Origin of the sequence: Bacillus piscicola (genome assembly GCF_022458745.1) — a bacterium.
In the GTDB taxonomy this organism is placed as follows: Bacteria; Bacillota; Bacilli; order Bacillales; family Marinococcaceae; genus Alteribacillus_A; species Alteribacillus_A piscicola.
This window is the reverse complement of record NZ_JAJJJF010000017.1, coordinates 21,399-44,344: the sequence shown is the minus strand read 5'-3', so window position 1 is coordinate 44,344 and position 22,946 is coordinate 21,399. Positions and strand designations below refer to the sequence as shown.

The following is a 22,946-nucleotide window of genomic DNA, read 5'->3' as shown; positions in this document are numbered from 1 at the left end:
GAGGCAAAGATTCGCGCCTTAAAGGATCTTTTGCTTATAAGAATTGTATCGCAGATACGAGCACAACCTGTGCTAGTTAGTCTGGTGACGATAGCGAAGAGGATCCACCCGTTCCCATGCCGAACACGGAAGTTAAGCTCTTCAGCGCCGATGATAATGAAGGGGCAGCCCTTTGTGAAAGTAGGACGTTACCAGGCTTATATTTTTGTATCGCAATATTTTGTTTCATAAGCTTCCTTAGCTCAGTTGGTAGAGCGCATCCATGGTAAGGATGAGGTCAGCGGTTCGAGCCCGCTAGGAAGCTCCATACTTGTTGAAATTAGCGTCCTATTTCATAGGATGTTTTTTTATGTACGTGCAAGACGTGATAGCTCCAACAAGAAAAGAAAAACAACTTCGAACGCCTTTTATTACGATTGCCGAAATTCGTAACAGAGGGTGTTTTTTTATTAAAAATCTCGTACTTGTCGGTAGAGGCTCTTTACAATACGATGGAGAGGAGTTTATTCATGAATACGAGCTTTCAACTGCCTGAAAATATAACGAAGCTTTTACAGGAAAACCAACGTAAGACAAATAATGAATTTAAAGAGTTAATCCGTGGAAGTGGATATGTACCCCCAAAAAAGGATTTATTCATTGATGCCATTTCCGCACTTGGTTTGGGAAAAAATATATTATTGAAAGGACCTACCGGTTCGGGAAAAACTAAGTTCGCCGAAACACTCTCTCATTTATTTCACCAGCCCATGTTCAGCATTAACTGTTCGGTAGATCTGGATGCAGAAAGCTTAATGGGATTTAAAACATTGTCCTATAAAGATGGCAAACAGGAGATTGAATTTGTTCCGGGTCCTGTAACAACCGCCATGAAAGAAGGAACGTTCCTTTATATTGATGAAGTAAACATGGCGAAGCCAGAGACACTGCCGCTTATTAACGGTGCATTGGATTACCGAAGAACAGTAACAAACCCTTTCACAAATGAATCTATAACGGCCAAAAAAGGTTTTACTGTTATTGCTGCTATCAATGAGGGATACATTGGAACAGTGCCATTAAATGAGGCATTGAAAAATCGCTTTATTATCATTGACGTTCCCTACATTACAGGCGAATCTCTACGTCATTTAATCCGCTCCAATACGACATTGACAGACAAATCTACGATTGATTTGTTTGTGACATTGTCTTCCGATCTTATCCAGGCCGTCGACCAGGGTAAATTAGCCGAAGATGCCGCTTCAATTCGTGCTCTGCTTGACGCTTGTGACTTAAGCACCTTCATCCCTCCAAAGCGTGCTATTCTTCGGGCGATTACTGATAAGCTGGAAGAACAACGTGAAAGAGAATTCGTGAAAAATTTAGCAGAGACATTGTTCTAGAGGGGAGCATGTCAAATGAAGCCTAACCAATGGATACATACAACAGTAGACACCGGGCTCTTTCTGCAATTGCAAGATTTGACAACGATACTTAGTGGTCAGCCAGACTTCACATTTGATTTTTCCTATGGGTCGTTTATCGATAGCAGGAAAAAAATAATGACAGGCAGTCACTTTTGGGATACAAGTAATGAGCAAGACAAAATATCCGGGTATAAAACAGATCTTTTTTTGCGGGCGATTGGTACGTTAAAATATACAGCGGTCAAGGACATGCAAGTCTATTTTCGACAGACTGACCCCTCTGGCTTGTACAAATTTTCAAGACAACTTGTCACCTTACTGGAAGACATGCGCCTTGAAGAGATCATTAAACGAGAAAGGCCGGGCACAAAAAAAGACTTTGCCCGTCGCCGGAATTTTCTATATCATTATTTTGAGACACAACTGGCTGCTACTGTTACAAGAAGCTTAGCTTTGGATGAATTATTTTGCCTTATATACTTGACACTAAATGCAAATCAGCCTGACCCGTCCTTTCCCCAGGCGAGCCAAGCCCAGTTAGACCGGCTTGAAGTGTTAAAACCATATTTATACACTGCATTTGAAGCATCAAACACAAGCAATGTGATACGTCTTGCTGAAGAAATAACCGTTCAATTAGAAGCCTGCTATAAGGATATGTTGAAAGATTATTTCACCTTTCCCATCCATCATATGGAAGAACTCACGACGGATACATTATTTGATGACCTAACTCGAACGGATGAATTGGCTAATGACGATCAGGAAGCTGTTGATAAGAAAAATCAAGAGTCAATCGATGAGACTTTTTCAACTTGGCACCGAGAGAGCAAAAACAAAGATAGAAAACAGACGATGCTGCAAATGGAATTAGAGACGGGGACCAAAACAAGGATGTTGGGGGGCGCGACTAGAGAAACGGAAGATGGCGATCAGGCAATGGGTGCCATTCAGGGGACGTCGGGAAAAACCGGTAAAAATGATTATTCTGATTTAGAAACACTAGAAAAAAAAGAAAAGATTCATGACTCACAAAAGCAGAGAATGCATAAGAATGCTGATAACCAACATGCTGTGGCTGTTTTTAAATACCCGGAAGCCCCGACAGCGGCAGATCAAGCAGCTTATAAGGAGGCTGCACAAACAATTGAGACGTATAAAAGGAAGCTTACTGCAGTGATCGAGAAGACATTAGAACATAAAAGAAACGAGTCGAACGAGAACTTGGTTATGGGGCGTCTATCAAAAAAGATGCTGTCTTTAATTATTGACGATAACCCACGGGTTTTTTATAAAAAAAGGGATCAGTCAAAGGAACTAGATGCAGCGTTTACCTTGCTTATCGACTGCTCGGCTTCGATGCATCAAAAAATGGAAGAGACAAAAAGAAGCATTATTTTGTTCCACGAAGTATTAACCAGATTGAAAGTTCCACATGCTATCGTAGGATTTTGGGAAGACGCCAATGACGTTACGGACAACTATCAGCCAAACTACTTTCACGTTATTCGTTCCCATTCGGATTCTTTTCATCAACCGGAAAGCGCAAAGATCATGCAGCTAGAACCGAAGGAAGATAATCGTGATGGTTTTAGTATTCGTTTGGCAACGAAAACATTGGCAGCAAGAAGGGAGAAAAATAAGTTTCTGCTCGTGTTTTCTGACGGGGAACCAGCCGCAGCCGGGTACAATCAAAATGGAATTGTCGATACAAATGTAGCGGTGTCAGCAGCGCGGAAGAAAGGGGTCCATGTCATTGGTACGTTTTTGGCAGATGGTGACATAGACGAAAGAGAAGATGAAATGATGAAAAATATATACGGTAAAGACCGATTAATGATTCCGAGTATTTCCGACCTGCCAGATTATTTCGCCCCTCTCTTGAAGAGGTTATTATTGAGAACATTTTAGCTGTCATGTTCGGGTGTTATTCAAACTACATAGCATTCGAGAGGACCGAAGAAGACTAAGCGGGGGATGATCAATCATCCCCCGCTGTTAACTAACATTACGTGCTCCTGTGTTTATTTTGTTTAAAGTAGGCAAAGGGTTCCAGAATAGGCTGAGTGATCTTTTTGATTACGGGTGTGGAAAGCAGAAAGGCATAAATGATACAGCCTACAGCAATCAAGCTTATCTCAAAAACAGTGTCAATCCCGTCATAGAAACTCGTCTCCCGTAAATAGCGAAATAAAAATCCATGCAGCAGATAAACATACAGCGTTTGCGTAGCGTAATGAGAAAATGATTGTTTTTCAGCCGGGACTAAGGCTAAAAAAGCTAATGAAACGATTACTGTAAACACATAAGCACAAAGCCGGTAAACTCCTGCGCTGATACCATCAAAGCCCAACTCCTTATAGGATTTACTCCCGTAAAAAAGCTCATAGGGGATATCAAAGGCGTACATGTAAAGGAAAACGCACGTAATCAGAATGACAAGCGTTGCGATTGGCTTCATCCACGGGTGGGAAAGAAAGGATAAGTGACGGCGTTCTAGAAAATAGCCTGCTAAAAAAAACGGAAAAAACACCGCGGTACGAGCCAGGCTGAATACAGGAGTAATGTCCGCGTAACCAATCGCAACTCCAATCACAAGTGCAGCAATAATGAAGTAAGGGCTGAATTTAAAAAGATGCACGAGATAATAAAACGAGAACAATGTTAACAAGAACCATAACGACCAGTGTGGTTCCAGGAGGGAGAAATCAAGCTCTCTCCCATAAACATCATAGTAGAAAAACGTATAAATGATCTGAACGATAAGATAAGGAACGAACAGTTTTTGTATAGGTTTAATCATTTCACGTTTAGCCACTGTTTTTTTCGCAAAATAGCCGGATGCAAAAAGAAATAAAGGCATGTGGAAGCTAAATAAAAGCAAGTATAAGGTTCTAGCAAGTTGGCTTACACCGATAAGCGGTGTGATAGCGTGGCTGAACACCACGAGAATAATCAGGATAAACTTTGCGTTATCAAAAAAATAATCCCGTTGTTTGGGCTGTTCGGGCTGGATAGCTTCTGCTTTCATGCTGTATCACCTGTTTCATATGTGTTTGGATCAATGAAGCTGCTATCGTTTCCCAGGGCGATAGCCTGCTTCTCGTGCCTCCCTTTCGGTGCAGAACATTTCCTCGGCTATTGTCTGCCCATAATGCTGTGACCCGGGCAGATGGTAAATAAAGTCTCCGTTCGAACTGTGATTTCCTTTTATCGCTGGGTTTTCACAACTTTTTTTTGTAGTCGTTTCCGCGGCTTGGTTTTCCTTGAGGATTTCGTTCTGTCTGTTAGATTCTATGGCTTCAGGAATAAATCCTTTTTCTGTTACATACCCTTCTTCCTTCCAGATCCCTTTACCAGCTGACCGGGCTTTTGCTTCGATTTTCAGAAAATCATCCGCATAGCGTGTGTTCGGTTCGATCACATACGCAACCCGGGCGAGACCTTCCTCGAGTAGCATTCGATTAAACATCTTGTCATCGTCTACCCAAATGTAGGCTAAGAAACGCCCATAATCATCTCGAATGGTAGTGTCCACCTCTACGGACACTTCTTTCCCTGCAGGAAGATGTTCCTTAGCAAAGGTACTTGCTTCCGGACCATAAGGTTGTACGGCTTTGTTAGGATGAACGGTTTCGGGAGTATCGACGAGTAAGAGACGGATGGTCTCCGCGGTCCCATCTGCCATCTTCACTTTCAGCGTGTCACCATCCACGATTTCTGTCACGATCGCTTGTTTACTGACCTCTGACGTGCACCCAGCCAAGCTGAGAACGAAGACAATAAAAATAACGCCTATTTTTAGTATTCCAATCCTTTTATTATTCATGAAAAAGCTCCTCCTCCTTCTCAATTTTTTTATGTTAAAATGAGCCAGTAGATCATTACATCATGAAAGAGAAGGAAGATTAGTATGATGAAAAAAAGGTTTGCCGTGGCAGCCTTGATTGTTCCCTTTGTCCTCCAAGCTTGCTCTGTTACGGATGAACAACCAGCTCCTAACGAAGAAATGGAAGAGGCTGCCCCTGTTTCTACTGAGAATGAGCCAGCAGAGAAGGAAACAGTGCCTCCCGCGATAGGCAATGACGGCGTGCTGAAGGATCCAGCTGCCGTGACCGCGTTAGTCAACAAAGAGTACCGTTTGCCCGGCGACTATGAACCAGAAGACTTAACGGTTCCCGACGTTCCGTTTCCGTACGAAGAAGACGTTCCAAAAAAACAACTGCGCGAACCGGCGGCTCGTGCACTTGAGGATTTATTTGCGGCCGCAAAGGAAGAGGGACTTTCTCTTTTTGCCGTGTCCGGTTACCGCTCCTACGCCCGCCAGGAATCTATTTTTACAGCTAATGTTCAGAAGGACGGGGAAGCGGCGGCGAACAAATACAGCGCGCGACCCGGAGAAAGTGAGCATCAGACAGGCCTGACGATGGACGTGAGTTCCCCGTCTAACGATTTTGCGCTCACAACGGCATTCGGAGATACACTAGAAGGGAAGTGGCTCCAGGATAATGCCCATCACTACGGTTTTATTATTCGTTATCCTGCTGACAAAACGGATATCACCGGCTATCAATATGAACCGTGGCATCTTCGCTATGTAGGCGAGAAAGCTGCTGTCGAGATGCACGAGAGCGGCGAAACGTTAGAAGAATATTACGGAATCGGCACAGACTCTTAAAGATCAAGTACGAATCTTAGGAAATGCTGTTCCCAGTAAGCTAGTTGAGCAACAATCTGGGAACGGCGTTTCTTTTATGTCAGAATAAAACAGTCGTCTCGGCAGTGTCGGCATTAAATGAAACGTATCACAAAAGCATTTAAATAGATACTACATAGCTTGTATATCCTTGATTTGTCACATATCACAAGGAAGGAGACAGACATTGATCAAAAAGTGACAAAAAGACAATTCTCGTTTTCCCTCGGATATGATAAGATATATTGGTGTTCTTATGCACAAAAGTGCCCAGATAACTTTATAATAAGAAAAGATAGAAGTTTAAAAGAATGGGAGCGTTTTTAAGTGAATATTGATATAGACGGGGTGAACGTTCATTATCACGTCTCCGGAGAAGGAGCGGACGTTGTGCTTCTTCATGGCTGGGGAGCGAATATTCAGGCTTTTGCTCCTGTGCATCAATCACTAGAGAAGAACTTCAGAGTGTGGTCTCTTGATTTTCCTGGTTTTGGAGAAAGCGACGAGCCGCCGGAGCCGTGGACGGTCGGTGATTATACGGTTATGCTGGAAAAGTTTCTTCAAAAGCTCGAAATTGATCAGCCTATCTTGGTCGGTCACTCGTTTGGAGGACGTGTTTCGATTAAGTATGCTGCCAATCATCCGGTACGGAAAGTTATCCTAGTAGACAGTGCAGGCATTAAACCAAAGCGTAAGCCAATGTATTATGTAAAGGTGTACACGTACAAGACCTTTAAAAAGTTGTTGAAATTGCCGATTATTAATCGTTATGAAAACGACATTTTAACCAAAGTTAAAGGCAAACTCGGCTCCGCCGATTATAAAAACGTTTCGGGCATTATGCAACAGACGATGGTTAAGGTGGTCAATGAAGATCTGCAGCACCATCTTCCCCACATTAAAGCACCGGTTCTCTTAGTTTGGGGCGAGCAAGATGAAGCGACCCCGGTCGCAGATGGGAAGCTGATGGAAAAGTTAATTCCGGATGCGGGCCTTGTCGTGCTTGAAAATGCGGGGCATTATTCTTATTTAGACAAACGGAATGAATTTTTAATTATAATTGATTCTTTCCTTCAAAAAGACAAGGGGGAGAGGAAGTCATGATCACATTATTGACGTTACTTTATTTAGCTGCCTGGGTTTATTTTACAATCAGGCTAATCAAAAAAAGTACGCATATGCTGCAGCTTAACTCTTACCGTAATGAAAGGTATTGGCGCTGGTTGAAAACAAATACAGGAAAAGTGTTTACGTTTCAAGCATTCCTGGCATTGGCAGCGCTACTACCGCTTTTAATGGGGTATCAGGCGCTTGCTCTCTTTCTTGGCATTGTTGTTTTTGGCATCGCCGCCTATTTCTTCCCCGAAGAAAAGGAAAAGAAAAAGCTTGTTATCACGGCACGTGTAAAGCGTCTGTTTGCGACGACAGGAATTCTATATGCACTAACCGCAGTGATTGGTCTTCTGTTGAGTGCAGGAGAGGAGCGAACGCTTGCCTGGTTTTTATTCCTGACCATAGCTGCAAGTATTTTCGCTTACTTCTACACCTTGGCAGCGAATGTTATTAACTGGCCGATTGAAAGACAAATCAATCAGCATTATTTCCATGATGCGGAGCGGATTATTAAATCGATGCCCCAGCTTGAGGTTATCGGGATTACCGGAAGCTTTGGGAAAACAAGTACGAAGCATATTGTCGAAACGGTACTTGCTTCTCAATTCAACGTATTGATGACACCGGAGAGCTACAATACAAAAATGGGAGTCACCCGGACAATACGATCCATGCTGAAACCTTATCACGATATCTTTATTGCTGAAATGGGAGCAAAGCAAGAGCATGACATTGAGGAAATCTGTGAGTTGGTACATCAGAAGTACGGGATTCTCACCGCCATTGGGGAACAGCATCTGGAGACGTTTAAGACACTGGATAATATAAAAAAGACGAAATTTGAGCTAATCGAAACCCTTCCTCATGAAGGAACCGCCTTTTTAAACAAAGATGACCACAATATCATGTCTTACAACCAGCGTAATAAGTGCCGTACCATTTATTACGGCATTGATGCGGCTGACCTGCATTACCGGGCAACGGATATTTCGTATTCTGCCAAAGGGTCTCACTTTACCATTTTGAAATATGACGGTACCTCCGTGGAAGTACAGACAAAACTATTAGGAAAACACAACATATACAATATTCTTGCTGCTGTTGCGATTGGGTCCGAAAAGGGAATTTCTCTCGAGAAAATTGCCCGTGCTATTAAACAGGTTCCACCGGTTGAGCACCGTCTAGAATTACGAAAGCCTTCTGGCAATATCACGATCATTGACGATAGCTTTAACTCAAATCCGGTTGGATCTAAAATGGCTGTTGATGTGCTCGGGGAAATGCCGGAATATAAAGTATTGGTCACACCAGGTATGATTGAGCTCGGGGAAAAAGAGTATGAGTTGAACAAGGCGCTTGCCGAACATGCAGCAGAGGTTTGTGATTTTGTTATTTTAGTCGGTAAAAAACAGACGAAACCTCTGCAAGACGGCTTGGAGGCGAAAAACTATCCAAGCGACCAGTTTTATGTGGCGGCAGATTTACAAGATGCAATAAGAAAGATGAACGAAATAGCTCGTCAACCGACAGTGGTACTCCTGGAAAATGATTTGCCTGATACTTTTAATGAGTAGGGAAGTGGGGGAAGCCAGCAATGAAAACTAGAGTAGGTGTATTTTTTGGAGGAATTTCGGTAGAACATGAAGTGTCCGTCATCTCCGCCATTCAAGCAATGAAGGCCATGGACAGTGAACAGTATGAGGCCATACCAATTTATATCAGTAAAGACCGCAAATGGTATACAGGACCAGAACTGCTGGACATCGATAACTATAAAGAACTAGATAAACTGCTGGAGCAGGCACAGAAAGTTACGGTAGTCCGAGGAGAGTCGGACAATGTTGTTTTACAAAAAGATCCGGTTCCGAAATGGGGAAAAAGAACCGTTACAGAAATTGATGTCGCTTTTCCTATCCTTCACGGAACCTTTGGTGAAGACGGTGCAATTCAAGGGCTTTTTGAACTGCTCGCCATCCCTTATGTCGGCTGTGATGTCGCTTCTTCTTCAGCGGGTATGGACAAAGTAATGATGAAACAGATATTACGCGATTCTAAACTGCCAACTGTGGATTACGTTTGGTTTTACAGCAGTCATTGGATCGAGGACAGCACTGAAATTACGAAAATGACAGAAGAGAAACTCGGTTATCCTGTTATTGTAAAGCCGGCGAACCTCGGGTCCAGTGTCGGGATCAGCAAGGCGGAAAACAGAGCGGAATTAGAAGAAGCAGTGGAAGAAGCGATGACATTTGCTCCTAAAATCGTTATTGAACATATGGTTCAAGACATGACAGAAGTCAATTGTTCTGTAATCGGCGATTTTGAAGAAGTTGAGGCATCCGTTTTGGAGGAAGTATTGAAAACGGAAGAGATTTTAAGTTATCAAGACAAGTATGAAGGTGGAGGCAAAGGTGAGGGTGCATCGAAAGGAATGGAAAGCACAGACCGAGTGATACCGGCACCGCTTTCCGATGAGCGGACAGTCGAAGTGCAAGAACTTGCCAAAGATACATTTCAAATTCTCGGCTGCAGCGGGGTCTCACGCATCGATTTCATTATCGACAAAAGCAGCGATACCGTATATGTAAATGAGATTAATACGATTCCTGGTTCTTTGTCATTCTACCTTTGGGAGCCTGCCGGGAAAAATTATACGGAGCTTACTCACCAGCTCATTCAACTCGCTTTAAAACGCCATCGTGACCGGGAAAAACTCATTTTTTCCATCGATTCCAACTTGTTCTCCATACAAAGTACAGACGGATTGAAAGGTAGTAAAAACGGCATAAAGTAGTACAAAAAAGCCCAGGCGGGAATAACACCCCCGCCTGTGATCTTTGTGAAAAAACTCTTGCATTTGTGCCCTCTTTTATTATATAATTTCATTTGTCAGCGAAAAAGGACAAGCATTATACTGTTAGAAATAATGGCCCGTTGGTCAAGTGGTTAAGACACCGCCCTTTCACGGCGGTAACAGGGGTTCGAATCCCCTACGGGTCACCACTGTTTAAAAATTATATAAACCATTGACAAGTACCCTCTTATTTGTGTAAAATACAATGGTGTCTTATTAGTTGGAGGGGTAGCGAAGTTGGCCAAACGCGGCAGACTGTAAATCTGCTCCCTTTGGGTTCGGCGGTTCGAGTCCGTCCCCCTCCACCATATATGATTAAAAATGAATTGATTAGGGAATAGTAATTATGTATGAGCCATTAGCTCAGCTGGCAGAGCATCTGACTTTTAATCAGAGGGTCGGAGGTTCGAATCCTCCATGGCTCACCATCCTATGCGGGTGTAGTTTAGTGGTAAAACCTCAGCCTTCCAAGCTGATGTCGTGGGTTCGATTCCCATCACCCGCTCCATACATAAAGGGGCCTTAGCTCAGCTGGGAGAGCGCCTGCCTTGCACGCAGGAGGTCAGCGGTTCGATCCCGCTAGGCTCCACCATGTTTATATGAAATAAACACTGTCTATTGAAAAAGACAGTGTTTTTATGTGTTTATGCATTCGTTTTCTAGGAAAAGAATAGAGGTAGATAGTTCAATTTAGAATGAGTTAACGAGACCCTGCCTTGTTCGGTAGTTGTTATCATATTTATTTAATAGATCGTCCAGTTCCTTACTTAGCTGCACGACCTCTTTAGAAAACAAGGGCTTCTCCCATGCCAATGTATTTAAGTGTTCGCGTTTTGTTTCAATTTCTCTAAGTAACCCCTTTTTGGTAGGCAACTGATTCACCCTTTCGTTGGTAGTATTATATAGTTACCCATATTGGCTAAATAAAAAACCTCATAAATGGAAAAAATTTCAAAAAAGACTGTTCGCCACTTTTGTTTAATCAAACGTTTGTTTAATGAAGAAAATGCTGTAACAACTGAGGGAAAGAGACGACTATACATTCGTGAGTGATGTTAGGAGTACAACCATCTCTTTTGTTTGAGAACAAACTTTTAAAAAAAATATGTGGTATAATAATCCTTGGAAATAAGAGTAGAGGCTACGCACGAGAAAAGAGAGCCTGCGGCTATAGCGGATGCTTCCTGTGTGTATAACGTAGAAGCCGGCAAATATCCTGCTGTGAAGCCAGGATGCCAGGGCTTCTCTTATTTGGAAGAGGCATTGGAGGAAGAGTGATGTTTTCCGGAGCGGACTTAGATTTTTTAAATATATTAGGCATAGTGGTGGATATTGCGCTAGTAGCGTATGTTATATATAAACTTATCACAGTCATAAGAGGGACTCGTGCAGTACAGCTCTTAAAAGGAATTACGGTTATTCTTCTTGTCTGGTTTTTGAGCAGCTTTTTCGGGCTGCGGACGCTGCAATGGATTATGTCCCAAGCTGTCACATACGGACTTCTGGCTATTATTATCATCTTCCAGCCGGAGTTGAGACGCGCCCTCGAACAATTAGGGCGCGGCAGACTATTTGGCCGGTCCGCAACTCCGGAAGAAGAGAATGTTCTAAATACGATTGAAGCAATCATGAAATCAGTCAAGTATATGGCGAAACGACGTATTGGTGCCTTAATTTCGATAGAAAATGAAACGGGGATGAATGATTATGTGGAGACAGGTATCCCGATGCATGCGGATATCACATCTGAACTGTTAATCAATACATTTATCCCGAATACCCCGCTGCACGACGGTGCCCTTATTATGAGAGAAAATGAAATCGTCGCTGCTGCATGTTACTTGCCATTGTCGGAAAACCCGTTTATCTCCAAAGAACTTGGCACAAGACATCGAGCTGCTCTTGGCATCAGTGAGGTGACGGATAGTTTGACAATCGTCGTTTCCGAGGAAACTGGGAGTATCTCGGTTACGAAAAATGGCGATTTACATAGGGACCTTGATGAAGAAAGGCTTCGCGCGATGTTAGAGCGGGAATTAATCACGAATGTCAAAAACACCTCCGGCTTATGGCAATGGGGGGGTGGCAAAAATGGATAGATTGTTTAACAATCACTGGTTTGTTAAATTTGTCTCTTTGATAATTGCGATTATGCTTTATATGATGGTGAACATGAACAACGTCAGCAATCAGCCTAGCATGCTCCCGAGCAATGACCAGAGTACGTATACGATTAACGATGTCGAGGTTAAGGCTTATTACGATGAGGAAAAGTATGAAGTGGCCAGTATGGATTTAATGGTAGATGTTAAGTTAACAGGTCCTCAGACATCTATAATGTTATTTCAATTGTCAAGACCTGCCTACGAAATATACGTTGATCTTGAAGGACTTGGAGAAGGCGAACATAGTGTGCAGATTCAGCATCGTGACTTTCCGGCTGATTTAAAAGTAGCCCTTACGCCGCGTTTTACGACGGTTGATATTCAATCGTTGAAAACAGTATCTTATCCGGTGAAAGCTGAATTAACAAATGAACAAGAAGCAGAAGAAGGGTATACGTTCGGCGGACCAAAAGTTACGCCGGAAAAAGTAGATATAAAAGCTTCTCAGGCGATGCATGATCGGATTGATACGGTGAGGACCTATGTCGACGTTGCCGGGGCTGACGGGAGGATCGAGACGAATTCTAAAGTCATTGCATATGATGCACAAGGCAATGAACTAGACGTACCGATTGAGCCTGACAAAGTGTCAGTTGAAGTACCGGTTACAGAGCCCTTTAAAGAAGTTTCCATAAATTTATTACGAGAAGGCAGCATGCCGGATGACTTGAGCATTGAATCATTAGACTTGATGCAGGGAGAGGTAACTATTTTTGGGCCTTTGGATAAGATTAAGGATATCAACACCATTGAAGCTGTGCTGGATTTATCGAAAATAAAAAAGAGCGGTACAGTTGAGATAAAACTTGTTCCTCCAGATGGTGCCGCCAAGGTTAAACCAGAGAAGGTCAAGGTAGAGATTAAGGTAGGCAAACGAAAAAAGACAGTCTTAAAAGATGTACCAATTACGATAGAGAACTTCCCGGAAGATTATTCGTTTACGATTAAAAGACCAGAACAAGGAATGGCGGATGTTTCCGTATCCGGTTCATCCGCTCTTTTGGAAAACATAGAAAAAGACAGTGTCTCATTAATTGCAGATTGGGAAAAACGGGAAGAAGCTGATAGTGAAGATAGTAGCTCGATCCCTGTCACTCTTACAGGGCCGCCAGAAATTAAGTTGGAATCTGACATCAAAGAAATTGAACTTGAATGGGCGACGGAAGAGCAGTCAGTTGCAGAAAATCCAGAAAATCAGGAAAGCTGAATGGAATGAGAAGGATTACCGGGCTGAACCTCAGTCAGCTGGCCAAGGCTGTCCGGGGGGCGCTTACGCTTGTCTTTAAAGGAGAGATGGTGTGTATGGGTAAGTATTTTGGAACGGACGGGGTACGTGGTGTAGCTAACACAGAGCTTACACCGGAGCTTGCATTTCGCCTTGGCCGTGCCGGTGGGTATGTTCTTACAAAAGAAGCAGAACACGCTAAAGTTCTTATCGGCCGTGATACGCGGATATCAGGAGCTATGCTTGAAGGAGCACTTGTTGCGGGACTGCTCTCCATTGGCGTTGAAGTTATGCGTCTCGGAGTGATCTCAACACCCGGGGTAGCATATTTAGCTAAGGCAGTCAGCGCTCAAGCTGGGATCATGATTTCAGCCTCTCATAACCCAGTCGCTGATAACGGCATTAAATTTTTTGGAGCGGATGGCTTTAAGCTGTCTGAAGAACAAGAACAGGAGATCGAAACTTTGCTGGACGGAGAGGATACGATGCCACGACCGATTGGCAGCAGCCTTGGCGTGGTAAACGATTATTTCGAGGGCGGCCAGAAGTACTTGCAATTTTTGAAGCAGACAGTTAGTGAAGATTTCGCCGGGCTGCATATTGCTTTAGACTGCGCTAATGGAGCTGCCTCATCTTTAGCTCCACACTTATTTGCTGATCTCGATGCGGATATTTCGACCATTGGGAACAATCCCGATGGTATTAATATAAACGATGGGGTTGGTTCTACACATCCAGAGACTCTTGCAGCATTCGTAAAAGAAAAAGAAGCGGATGTCGGCTTAGCATTTGACGGGGATGCCGACCGCTTGATTGCTGTGGATGAAAAGGGTCAGATCGTAGACGGTGACAAGATCATGTACATCTGTGCAAAGTATTTAAAAGAAGAAGCAATGCTTGCCTACAACACAGTTGTCACCACTGTCATGAGCAATCTCGGCTTATACAAAGCCCTTGAGAAAATCGGCATTGAGACGAAAAAAACGGCTGTAGGTGACCGTTACGTGATGGAAGAAATGAGAAGCGGTGGCTACACGCTCGGTGGTGAACAATCCGGGCACATCATCTTCCTGGATCACGTCAAGACAGGAGATGGGCTTCTGACCGCACTACAATTAGTAGACATTATGAAAGTGTCTGGAAAGCCGCTTTCTGAGCTTGCAGGTGAAATGGAGAAGTTTCCTCAAAAATTAGTGAATGTCCGTGTTATCAACAAGCACGACGTTCATACCCATCCGGCTATCAACGAAGCAATCGAGAGAGTTGAAAAAGAAATGGGTGGAAACGGCAGAATTCTTGTCCGCCCTTCCGGTACAGAACCGCTTGTTCGTGTAATGGCAGAAGCGGAGACAGAAGAACTCTGTGACAAATACGTACAGGAAATTGCGAAAGTCGTAGAGAAGCATATGGGTCAACAAGAAGAAGGCTAGAAGAAAAGCGCGCAGTCCTCACTTTTTTGGAGGCTGCGCGTATGCTGTTATCACAGGTTTATCTCCAAAAAGAAAAGGGAAAGCCACGTGATGAAAAAAAGATTGAGGAACACAGCGGTTTGTAGTAAGATAAATCCATTCTAAACGGAAAGATAAGGAGGACCGTACAATTTCATAAAGAAAAGCGCCAGGACTGCTCCGAAGAACGACATTGGAGAGCAGTTGACGAGGAGGAGGTTTATCGAAAAGAATCGGCGGATGCCTCCCGGTCGCTGTGTCACGGCCGTAAATCCTGACTGAAACGACAGAGGCGACTCTGTTAACAAAGGCAGGATGATGACCTTTAAACAGAAAATAAAGGCGGGGCAGGCATGTCCCGCGGCATGCCTGCCCCCCTTTTTTTGAGGAGGTCGGTCATTACGATGTGTGGGATTGTAGGATATATTGGACACAAACAAGCAAAAGATACGTTAATAAAAGGTCTGGAAGTATTGGAGTATCGTGGTTATGACTCAGCAGGTATTGCGCTGGCAACTAAAAACGGTGCAAAACTATATAAAGAAAAAGGACGCATCGCTTCCTTAAAAGAAGCAATCAACGGGGATGTCTCAGGAATGACAGGTATTGGTCACACACGTTGGGCCACCCACGGGAAACCGAGCAAAGCAAATGCCCACCCCCACCAAAGCCAAAATAAGCGGTTCACTCTTGTCCATAATGGGGTAGTAGACAATTATCAACAGTTAAAGCGTGATTACTTGCCTGATAAACATTTTGCAAGTGATACGGACTCCGAGGTTATCGTGCAGCTCGTTGAATACTTTTCCGAGAAAGGGAAAAGCACCGATGAAGCTTTTCGACAGACTCTTTCCCTTCTGCACGGCTCTTACGCCATTGTGCTTATGGATAATGAAAACGCAGATGCCATTTATGCTGGTAAAAATAAGAGTCCGCTGCTAATAGGCACTGGTTCAGGTGAGAATGTCGTCGCGTCCGATACGATGGCGATGCTTACGGTGACAAAAGAGTTTATTGAGATACATGATGAGGAAGCAGCGGTAGTTACGAATGATGATGTGCAACTAAAAAAACTAGATGGCACTCTCGTTCACCGCGAGTCATTTCAGGCAGAAATTGATGAAGCTGATACGGAAAAAGGAACCTACAGTCATTTCATGCTAAAAGAAATTGATGAACAACCAGCCGTTATTCGGAACATTATCCAGGAATACCAAAATAAAGATGGGAATATCAAACTAGAGAAAGATATCCGTACGGCTCTAGAGGAAACGGACCGAATCTACATTATGGCGGCTGGAACGAGTTACCACGCTGGTCTTATTGGGAAAGAATTGCTGGAGAAGGTCGCGAAAAAGCCGACAGAAGTTCACATTGCCAGTGAATTTCTTTATGACGAACCGATGTTATCCGAGAATCCACTGTTCGTATTCATTTCGCAAAGTGGTGAAACAGCAGACTGCCGTGGTGTGTTAGTCCGTGTTAAAAAACAGGGGTATCGAACACTTACCGTTACAAATGTTCCAGGCTCGACGCTGTCAAGAGAAGCAGACTTTACGTTGCACACGCACGCGGGCCCTGAGATCGCGGTCGCATCCACCAAAGCGTACACCGCGCAAATGTCCGTGTTAGCCATCCTTGCGATGGACTGTGCCCATGCCCAAGGGATGAACAGCGATTTTGATGCTATGAAGGAACTGGGACTTGTCGCCAGCGTGATGGATACCATATGCGACCAAAAAGATATCATGGAACAAGTAGCACGTGATTACATGGCGGATACACGGAACTGTTTCTTTATCGGGCGCTCCCTTGATTACCATGTTGTTTTAGAAGGAGCCTTAAAGCTAAAAGAAATCTCCTATGTTCAAGCGGAAGGTTTCGCAGGTGGGGAACTCAAACACGGAACCATCGCTTTGATCGAGGAAGGTACGCCGGTCGTGGCGGTCACAACCCAGCCCCACGTTAATAGGAACACCCGCAGTAATGCACAGGAAGTAATGGCTCGTGGTGCGAATGCCTGCTTTATTAGCACAGAGGAAACACGAGAAGAAGGAGACCAGATCGTTCTCCCAACGGTACATCGCCTTCTCACACCACTTATCACCGCACTTCCCCTGCAGCTAATTGCATATTACGCAGCCATGCACAGAGGATGCGATGTTGACAAACCAAGAAACCTTGCCAAGAGTGTCACGGTCGAATAAGGTAAAGTTACAATGTTTATAAAATTGTGGCTTTGAAATAAAGTTTGATAATTTATAATAAAGATTGATCATTTGAAATAAAGATCGATAATTTATAATAAAGTTTGATAAAAACACTCCCTTACGATAGTATGTTCGTAAGGGAGTGTTTTATATTTTGGTAAATTATCGTGGTTTTTAAACAAGGGGGGGAGGAAAGTACATGAAGAAATTACCTTTAAATGATGAAATTGCTGTTGCGATTTCACAAGTAGTAGACGATGCCTTAGTAGTAACTCGTAAACCTAGTCATGCCGACCTAGATAATATTATCCTTCGTAACAAATTGGATAAAGGGGACCCGAAATTAAATGGTCAAAATACCAATGTTGGTAAAGCCAAAAGAGTAAACGCCGTATTGAACTGGGCTTTGGAATACAATCAGGAAAATGGAGAAACCTTTGTTAGTTCCCTTCTTTCTTTAATTAGGGGACATGGTGGATTTCGGGAAGATTCTCCGAATTTTGTAGGTCACGAATCTATTCGGAACCTTCGAAGTTCGTTAAAAGCTGAAGGAATTGTATTATCAAGTGATGGGATGGTTACCCCAATTTTATTGGACAACCTTACTGATTTAGAAATGGAAGAAGCTTTAATGGGTTATACCCGTCGCGCCAAAAAAGGTGCATCGGATGCAGCATTGTTAACTGGAACTAGTAAAGACTTATTAGAAGCTGTTGCAGCACATGTTATAACAAGGATGCTAGGCGAGTATAAGCAAAGTAATTTTCCAACCCTATTGGGACTTGCTTTTCATCTTTTGGGTTTGTCTACCCCAAAAACTAAAGGTGATAACGAGGTCACGTCTCGTTTTGAAAATAGCATGTACGAACTGGGATGTTCTGTAAATAATCTTCGAAATAAACAGGGGACGGGACACGGGCGGCCTTTTTTGCCCACAATAACTGATACAGAAGCCAGGGCTGCAATAGAAAGCATGGGGTTAATTTCCGAATTCTTACTAAATAAGTTAAAAGAAAAATTATAGTTATTTGAGTGAAAGGCAGCTAATAAAGAAAAAAGTGAAGAATATGAAATGACTATAAAGTGCTATCCGATTTGAAAGTTGTACATATGCAAATTGTCGTCAAAAAGTGGACAAGGGGGAACATGATTTGGCTAAACGTAAGCGCTCACAATCAGTTGATAAGATGCAAAAAGGCGGCCGTGGACTAGGTTTAGGAATAGATTATAAACCATGGCTACATATTCAGGATGTATCCTCTCTTGGACGGTCTACTCGCTTAAAGGGTATTAAAATTCCAAGACAATACGATTTCCTTTCTGATTTGGAACGAAATTACTTTTATTTACTGGAATATTCCGATGAAGTTGTTGATATCCGCGAACAGTATCCACTTCTCCCGATTGAAGAGACTTTATTAATTGCTGATGAGTTAGGTATTAAACATCCTATAGAACCTAAAACACAAGAACATATTGTAATGACAACTGATTTCGTTGTAACAACCAAAGGACAGGAGAATACCGATGTAGCACGAACAATCAAGTATAAAAAAGATTTGGCAGATGAACGCGTACTAGAAAAATTTGAAATAGAGCGTGTTTATTGGGAGCGTAAAGGAATCAACTGGGGTATTGTAACAGAAAACGAAATTTCCAAAACTATGACAACAAACATAGCATTCATTCATGGTTATGCTGATTTGAGATATATTGATGGTTTCCAAGAAATCGGGCAATCTGAACTAGATGATTATAGTGTATACCTAATAGGTAAGCTATTATCGAAAGAATTTTCTGTGAAAGAGGTTGCACGTCAATTAGAAAAAAATTATGGGTTATCAGTAGGCAGTGGGATTACGCTATTCAAGCATCTTGTCATTACTAAAACAATAGAAATAGATTTATCTGTTGAACTCGATGTTAATCAAACTGTTTCAATAAAAACCGTAAGAAAAGACTTTTCGGAAAAGGTGAAGGCGATATGATTTTTTACAATCAAGTGTATCAATTCATTAATAAGGACGATAAGAATCGTTTACGAGTGATAGAAATTAACGATCCAATTGCTTATTATGTGGATCTGCATGGAGATACATCAATGCCAAAGAAAATAGATCTTGCCACACTTGAAGCCGAGGTACAATCCGAAGTCTTATTGGCTATTCCAGATCCCTATGCAAAAAGCTACTCAGATAGTGATTTAACGGAAAAGCAACGACAGAAACGTGATAAAGATTGGCAGGTTATTTCAGAGGCATGGAATGTATCGAAAGAAAGATTATTAGAAAAGAAAACTAGAGAAGGAACGTTGGCAGAAATTGCTTCAAAGTCAGGAATAAGTAAATTAAAGGTAAAACGTGCGTTTTCTCGCTTCTGGCAACGTGGCTTAAATAAAAATGCGCTTTTACCTGACTATATGTATTCAGGCGGCAAGGGGAAAGAGAGAGACCTTTCAGAATCGAAAGTAGGTAGACCAAGAAAATATACTCTATCAGATGATGGCCAGCAAGGAATTAATATTACAGAAGATATAAAAAAACAGTTTGCTTATGTTATTAAGAAATACTACAGAAAGAAAGAGCAGATTTCTTTAGCAGAAACGTATGATTATCTACTTCGAGAATTTTATTCAGATCAATATCATGAAAATAACATATTGAAATATAAAGTGTGGGATGCTTCGAGAATACCTACTTACAATCAGTTTTATTATTGGTTTAAGAAATACGAAGATCCGCAACAAGACATTACTTTACGTATAAGTGCCAAAGAATTTGATTTGAAACATCGCCCAATATTAAGTAACTCCACTCTGGAGACAGATGGACCTGGCACTCGTTTCCAAATAGATGCGACGATTGCCGATATTTTTTTAGTTAGTTCTTTCGATAGATCTTTGGTTATTGGTCGTCCTGTTGTTTATGGTGTTATTGACGTCTATTCACGGATGGTTACGGGTATTTACGTTGGACTGGAAGGTCCGTCATGGATTGGAGCGATGATGGCTTTAGATAATATGGTGGCTAATAAAGTTGAATACTGTCAGCAATTCAACATTAATATAGATGAAAGCCAATGGCCGGCAAGGCATTTACCGGAAATTATTATTGCTGATCGGGGTGAATTCGAAGGGTATTCGGTAGATAACCTTATTAATAACTTCAACATTAAAATTGAAAATACACCTGCATATCGTGGGGATTTAAAAGGAATTATTGAACGACAATTCCGAACAATTAATGGAAAAATTAAGCGAAAAACTCCAGGTGCTATCCAAAAGGAATTTCGGGAACGTGGGGATCGGGACTATCGTTTAGATGCCAGTTTGAATCTGGAGGAATTCATCAAAGTTGTAATTCATTTAGTGTTGAAACATAATCAGAAAATCATAGAAAAATATCCACTTGAAAAAGGAATGATTACAAGTGGATTAATAGCAACACCGATTAATTTGTGGAATTGGGGTATTGCGAATAAAAAGGGACGTCTACAAACTGTAACTGATAAAAACATACTCAGAATGAATTTGTTACCGAAAGGGAGAGCGCGAATTACCCGGGCTGGACTTAAATTTAAAGGTTTATTCTATGGGTCTGAAAAGGCTCTTAATGAACAGTGGTATTTGAGACTTAAAAATACAAGTATTGAAGTTTTGTATGATCCCCGAGAAATGAATCAAATCTATATACCACACGCCGATGGGCGGGATTTTGATACTTGTTATCTATTGGAAACCAGCAAGGAATATAAGAGGGATACGCTAGAGGAAATTGAATTTTATCAGAATCTTTTAGTGGAAGCGAAAGCCGAAGAACAAGTTAAACAGAGAGAAAACACAATTAATGCGGATTTAGCGATTGAAGGAATTGTTAAACAGGCAATGGAAGACAAAAAGCAATCTGTAACACAGCCAATTAACAAATCTGAAAAGCTACGTGATATACGGGTAAACCGACAAGCAGAAAAAATGTTAAATCGAGAAAATGAAAAGTTTAATTTAGATGAAAAACTGGATGAAACGCAAGTAGATATAATAGATTTTGAAACAAAGGAAAAAATAGATAATTCACCACAGAAGAAATCAACCTCACGTCTAATGCAAAAACTCAAGAAGAAACGGGATGAGGAATTTGGCAAAAACAAATGACATGGTTGTCCTAAAAGGAGAGTTTGAGAAAGCTAATTATAAAGAACAGCCTTTAAGTGAATATACCAATAATCCTTTCATTGAGACTCTTCCACCTATTTTCAGTGAGGATGATGTGCTAGAACGATTTATGGTTACACCACGAATTAGCGAGCAAGATAAATTAAGTGCAACGAATATTCGTTATCACGTATTAAAACGAGTAAGGAATTTTATTCAGCCATTACCGATTCATTTTGAGGTAGAACGCCGATTGTCTACGTTGATTCGAAGAGGATACTTAGCACGAAATCCGTTAGACATTACATTTCTAGAGCGTGTTCGAGTGTTACATGAGTTACGTGAAGAGGAAGAGCTGGCACATAAGCATATCAAGGACCGTTTAAATTATATTCGCTCTACAGCTGATAGCTTATCCATTATAGGTATCTCTGGAATCGGCAAAACCACGGCGATTGAACGCTTACTGCTCATGTATCCGCAAGTCATTAAACATGAAACTTATGAGGGACAACCTTTTAATCGCACACAAATTGTTTGGCTTAAAATCGATTGTCCATATGATGGTAGCTTGTCAACGCTTTGCAAAAGCTTCTTCAAGGCAATTGATGATTTACTCGGTACTCGCTATCTAGAAAAGTACGGTTATTTGAATAGAGTAACATCGACAATGCTTTTGCATATGACTTCCTTAGCAAGCATGTATGGCATTGGTGTTCTAGTAATTGATGAAATTCAGCACTTACTACATTCTAAAAATGATCAGGAAGAAATGCTGAATTTTTTTGTTACACTGTCCAATACGGTTGGCATTCCAACGGTTTTAATCGGTACTTCTAAAGCGCAAAAACTATTCAAAGGAAATTTCAGACAGGCAAGACGGGCAGCAAGTGATGGGGCAATTATTTGGGATCGTATGGCAGAAGACAGTGAAGAATGGGAATTTTTTCTTGAAACACTTTGGGAATTACAGTGCTTAAAAACACATTCTGAGCTTGCAGAGGAGACAAAGAGGGCATTTTACTATGAATGCCAAGGGATTACTGCGGTTGCCGTAAACCTATTTATTTTAGCGCAGGAACGAGCATTATTTGATGAGGACAACCCGACTGAAACCATTACACCACAAGTATTAAAAAAGACTGCTAAAGAAGATATGCAAACGATTCAACCAATGATAACGGCTATCCGTATGAACAATTTAGCCGACATGATGAAGTATGAAGATATTATGATTAACCTGGATGAAGTCATGCTGAGTCATAAGCGAAATACAGAAGTGACAGGGCGGATTCAAAAGGCCTTTAAAGAACGTCAGAACACAATTCAGTACAAACGCCAAGACACAGCTGAAAGCCTATCAGTTGAAGTAGCTGCTCTTGGAATATTTGATAGTCTGAAAAGTCAGGATATCAAAAAACTAACAACACAAATAGTAGAGACTAATCATCTTGATACGGACTTTTCTCAGCTAAAATCTGAAGTTATTCAAGCAGCTATTACATTGAATCAGAAAAAGAAAGATCAAAAAGAAAAATCAAAAGTAAAAAACGAGGAAGCTTTACCTCTATTGAAACAGAGAAAGCGTGCATTAGATAAAAAGCAGCATCCGTACGAATTATTAGTTACAAATGGATACATTAAAAATCCTTTGGAAGAATTCTATTAAATCGTAT

General features: G+C 41.8%; 19 protein-coding genes, 6 tRNA genes and 1 rRNA gene. 23 read left to right on the top strand and 3 right to left on the bottom strand.

Going from position 1 to position 22,946, the window contains the following annotated elements; translation table 11 throughout:
- The first annotated feature begins 80 nt into the window (after nt 1–80).
- From rrf to LOR49_RS16475, 5 genes are all read left to right on the top strand, one after another.
- Nucleotides 81–197, top strand: a 5S ribosomal RNA gene (gene rrf / locus LOR49_RS16495).
- 34 nt (nt 198–231) lie between these two features.
- Nucleotides 232–307 (top strand) — tRNA-Thr (locus LOR49_RS16490).
- 42 nt (nt 308–349) lie between these two features.
- Complete coding sequence (locus LOR49_RS16485; protein WP_240378045.1) at nt 350–535, top strand: hypothetical protein; 186 nt, start codon at nt 350–352, stop codon at nt 533–535.
- Nucleotides 510–1,385 (top strand): ATP-binding protein, encoded by an 876-nt coding sequence (locus LOR49_RS16480; RefSeq protein ID WP_420830495.1) that lies wholly within the window; start codon nt 510–512, stop codon nt 1,383–1,385. The genes LOR49_RS16485 and LOR49_RS16480 overlap by 26 nt, the downstream gene beginning before the upstream one ends.
- A 15-nt stretch (nt 1,386–1,400) precedes the next feature.
- Complete coding sequence (locus tag LOR49_RS16475) at nt 1,401–3,320, top strand: vWA domain-containing protein (protein WP_240378043.1); 1,920 nt, start codon at nt 1,401–1,403, stop codon at nt 3,318–3,320.
- A gap of 97 nt (nt 3,321–3,417) precedes the next feature.
- Here LOR49_RS16475 and LOR49_RS16470 read toward each other — a convergent pair whose 3' ends face one another.
- Nucleotides 3,418–4,440 carry an acyltransferase family protein gene (locus LOR49_RS16470; protein WP_240378042.1) on the bottom strand — a complete coding sequence of 341 codons (1,023 nt, stop codon included), beginning with the start codon at nt 4,438–4,440 and terminating at the stop codon, nt 3,418–3,420.
- Nucleotides 4,441–4,482: 42 nt separating this feature from the next.
- The gene (locus LOR49_RS16465) at nt 4,483–5,238 is read right to left on the bottom strand and encodes a thermonuclease family protein (protein WP_240378041.1); all 756 of its coding nucleotides are present in this window, start codon (nt 5,236–5,238) and stop codon (nt 4,483–4,485) included.
- Between the two features lie 84 nt (nt 5,239–5,322).
- On the opposite strand from LOR49_RS16465, the gene LOR49_RS16460 reads away from it, so the two are divergent.
- The 9 genes from LOR49_RS16460 (at nt 5,323) to LOR49_RS16420 (ending at nt 10,664) form a co-directional block, all read left to right on the top strand.
- Nucleotides 5,323–6,087: a M15 family metallopeptidase gene (locus tag LOR49_RS16460; RefSeq protein WP_240378040.1), complete on the top strand. Its 765-nt coding sequence runs from the start codon at nt 5,323–5,325 to the stop codon at nt 6,085–6,087.
- 345 nt (nt 6,088–6,432) lie between these two features.
- Nucleotides 6,433–7,209 carry an alpha/beta fold hydrolase gene (locus LOR49_RS16455; RefSeq protein ID WP_240378039.1) on the top strand — a complete coding sequence of 259 codons (777 nt, stop codon included), beginning with the start codon at nt 6,433–6,435 and terminating at the stop codon, nt 7,207–7,209.
- Nucleotides 7,206–8,792 carry a UDP-N-acetylmuramoyl-tripeptide--D-alanyl-D-alanine ligase gene (locus LOR49_RS16450; protein ID WP_240378038.1) on the top strand — a complete coding sequence of 529 codons (1,587 nt, stop codon included), beginning with the start codon at nt 7,206–7,208 and terminating at the stop codon, nt 8,790–8,792. The genes LOR49_RS16455 and LOR49_RS16450 overlap by 4 nt, the downstream gene beginning before the upstream one ends.
- Before the next feature lie 20 nt (nt 8,793–8,812).
- Nucleotides 8,813–10,012, top strand: coding sequence for a D-alanine--D-alanine ligase family protein (locus tag LOR49_RS16445; protein WP_240378037.1), 1,200 nt, complete (start codon nt 8,813–8,815; stop codon nt 10,010–10,012).
- A 134-nt stretch (nt 10,013–10,146) separates the two neighbouring features.
- Nucleotides 10,147–10,221, top strand: a tRNA-Glu gene (locus tag LOR49_RS16440).
- Between the two features lie 73 nt (nt 10,222–10,294).
- Nucleotides 10,295–10,380: transfer RNA gene (locus LOR49_RS16435), tRNA-Tyr, on the top strand.
- A gap of 44 nt (nt 10,381–10,424) precedes the next feature.
- Nucleotides 10,425–10,500 (top strand) — tRNA-Lys (locus tag LOR49_RS16430).
- 6 nt (nt 10,501–10,506) lie between these two features.
- Nucleotides 10,507–10,580, top strand: a tRNA-Gly gene (locus LOR49_RS16425).
- Nucleotides 10,581–10,588: 8 nt separating this feature from the next.
- Nucleotides 10,589–10,664: transfer RNA gene (locus LOR49_RS16420), tRNA-Ala, on the top strand.
- A gap of 98 nt (nt 10,665–10,762) precedes the next feature.
- Here LOR49_RS16420 and LOR49_RS16415 read toward each other — a convergent pair.
- On the bottom strand, nt 10,763–10,945 hold the full coding sequence (locus LOR49_RS16415) for an aspartyl-phosphate phosphatase Spo0E family protein (protein WP_240378036.1): 183 nt from the start codon (nt 10,943–10,945) through the stop codon (nt 10,763–10,765).
- A 249-nt stretch (nt 10,946–11,194) separates the two neighbouring features.
- Here LOR49_RS16415 and LOR49_RS16410 point away from each other — a divergent pair, with 249 nt between their 5' ends.
- The 9 genes from LOR49_RS16410 (at nt 11,195) to LOR49_RS16370 (ending at nt 22,939) form a co-directional block, all read left to right on the top strand.
- The gene (locus tag LOR49_RS16410) at nt 11,195–11,350 is read left to right on the top strand and encodes a hypothetical protein (protein WP_240378035.1); all 156 of its coding nucleotides are present in this window, start codon (nt 11,195–11,197) and stop codon (nt 11,348–11,350) included.
- On the top strand, nt 11,350–12,171 hold the full coding sequence (cdaA, locus tag LOR49_RS16405) for a diadenylate cyclase CdaA (RefSeq protein WP_240378034.1): 822 nt from the start codon (nt 11,350–11,352) through the stop codon (nt 12,169–12,171). The genes LOR49_RS16410 and cdaA overlap by 1 nt, the downstream gene beginning before the upstream one ends.
- On the top strand, nt 12,164–13,444 hold the full coding sequence (locus LOR49_RS16400) for a CdaR family protein (protein ID WP_240378033.1): 1,281 nt from the start codon (nt 12,164–12,166) through the stop codon (nt 13,442–13,444). Before cdaA ends, LOR49_RS16400 begins: the two co-directional genes overlap by 8 nt.
- 95 nt (nt 13,445–13,539) lie before the next feature.
- Nucleotides 13,540–14,892: a phosphoglucosamine mutase gene (gene glmM, locus LOR49_RS16395; protein WP_240378032.1), complete on the top strand. Its 1,353-nt coding sequence runs from the start codon at nt 13,540–13,542 to the stop codon at nt 14,890–14,892.
- Nucleotides 14,893–15,314: 422 nt separating this feature from the next.
- Nucleotides 15,315–17,117 (top strand): glutamine--fructose-6-phosphate transaminase (isomerizing), encoded by a 1,803-nt coding sequence (gene glmS / locus LOR49_RS16390; protein WP_240378031.1) that lies wholly within the window; start codon nt 15,315–15,317, stop codon nt 17,115–17,117.
- A gap of 202 nt (nt 17,118–17,319) precedes the next feature.
- Nucleotides 17,320–18,144 carry an abortive infection family protein gene (locus LOR49_RS16385; protein ID WP_240378030.1) on the top strand — a complete coding sequence of 275 codons (825 nt, stop codon included), beginning with the start codon at nt 17,320–17,322 and terminating at the stop codon, nt 18,142–18,144.
- 127 nt (nt 18,145–18,271) lie between these two features.
- The gene (locus tag LOR49_RS16380) at nt 18,272–19,108 is read left to right on the top strand and encodes a TnsA endonuclease N-terminal domain-containing protein (protein ID WP_240378029.1); all 837 of its coding nucleotides are present in this window, start codon (nt 18,272–18,274) and stop codon (nt 19,106–19,108) included.
- Nucleotides 19,105–21,270 (top strand): Mu transposase C-terminal domain-containing protein, encoded by a 2,166-nt coding sequence (locus LOR49_RS16375; RefSeq protein WP_240378028.1) that lies wholly within the window; start codon nt 19,105–19,107, stop codon nt 21,268–21,270. Before LOR49_RS16380 ends, LOR49_RS16375 begins: the two co-directional genes overlap by 4 nt.
- Nucleotides 21,245–22,939, top strand: a complete 1,695-nt coding sequence (locus LOR49_RS16370; RefSeq protein ID WP_240378027.1) for an ATP-binding protein — start codon at nt 21,245–21,247, stop codon at nt 22,937–22,939. Before LOR49_RS16375 ends, LOR49_RS16370 begins: the two co-directional genes overlap by 26 nt.
- Nucleotides 22,940–22,946 lie beyond the last annotated feature (7 nt).

Coding starts and splice junctions, on each gene's coding strand:
- LOR49_RS16400 (WP_240378033.1), top strand. CDS start 12,164: ATGGATAGATTGTTTAACAATCACTGGTTTGTTAAATTTGTCTCTTTG.
- LOR49_RS16385 (WP_240378030.1), top strand. CDS start 17,320: ATGAAGAAATTACCTTTAAATGATGAAATTGCTGTTGCGATTTCACAA.
- LOR49_RS16485 (WP_240378045.1), top strand. CDS start 350: ATGTACGTGCAAGACGTGATAGCTCCAACAAGAAAAGAAAAACAACTT.
- LOR49_RS16480 (WP_420830495.1), top strand. CDS start 510: ATGAATACGAGCTTTCAACTGCCTGAAAATATAACGAAGCTTTTACAG.
- LOR49_RS16370 (WP_240378027.1), top strand. CDS start 21,245: ATGAGGAATTTGGCAAAAACAAATGACATGGTTGTCCTAAAAGGAGAG.
- LOR49_RS16445 (WP_240378037.1), top strand. CDS start 8,813: ATGAAAACTAGAGTAGGTGTATTTTTTGGAGGAATTTCGGTAGAACAT.
- LOR49_RS16375 (WP_240378028.1), top strand. CDS start 19,105: ATGATTTTTTACAATCAAGTGTATCAATTCATTAATAAGGACGATAAG.
- glmM (WP_240378032.1), top strand. CDS start 13,540: ATGGGTAAGTATTTTGGAACGGACGGGGTACGTGGTGTAGCTAACACA.
- LOR49_RS16470 (WP_240378042.1), bottom strand. CDS start 4,440: ATGAAAGCAGAAGCTATCCAGCCCGAACAGCCCAAACAACGGGATTAT.
- LOR49_RS16450 (WP_240378038.1), top strand. CDS start 7,206: ATGATCACATTATTGACGTTACTTTATTTAGCTGCCTGGGTTTATTTT.
- cdaA (WP_240378034.1), top strand. CDS start 11,350: ATGTTTTCCGGAGCGGACTTAGATTTTTTAAATATATTAGGCATAGTG.
- glmS (WP_240378031.1), top strand. CDS start 15,315: ATGTGTGGGATTGTAGGATATATTGGACACAAACAAGCAAAAGATACG.
- LOR49_RS16465 (WP_240378041.1), bottom strand. CDS start 5,238: ATGAATAATAAAAGGATTGGAATACTAAAAATAGGCGTTATTTTTATT.
- LOR49_RS16475 (WP_240378043.1), top strand. CDS start 1,401: ATGAAGCCTAACCAATGGATACATACAACAGTAGACACCGGGCTCTTT.
- LOR49_RS16460 (WP_240378040.1), top strand. CDS start 5,323: ATGATGAAAAAAAGGTTTGCCGTGGCAGCCTTGATTGTTCCCTTTGTC.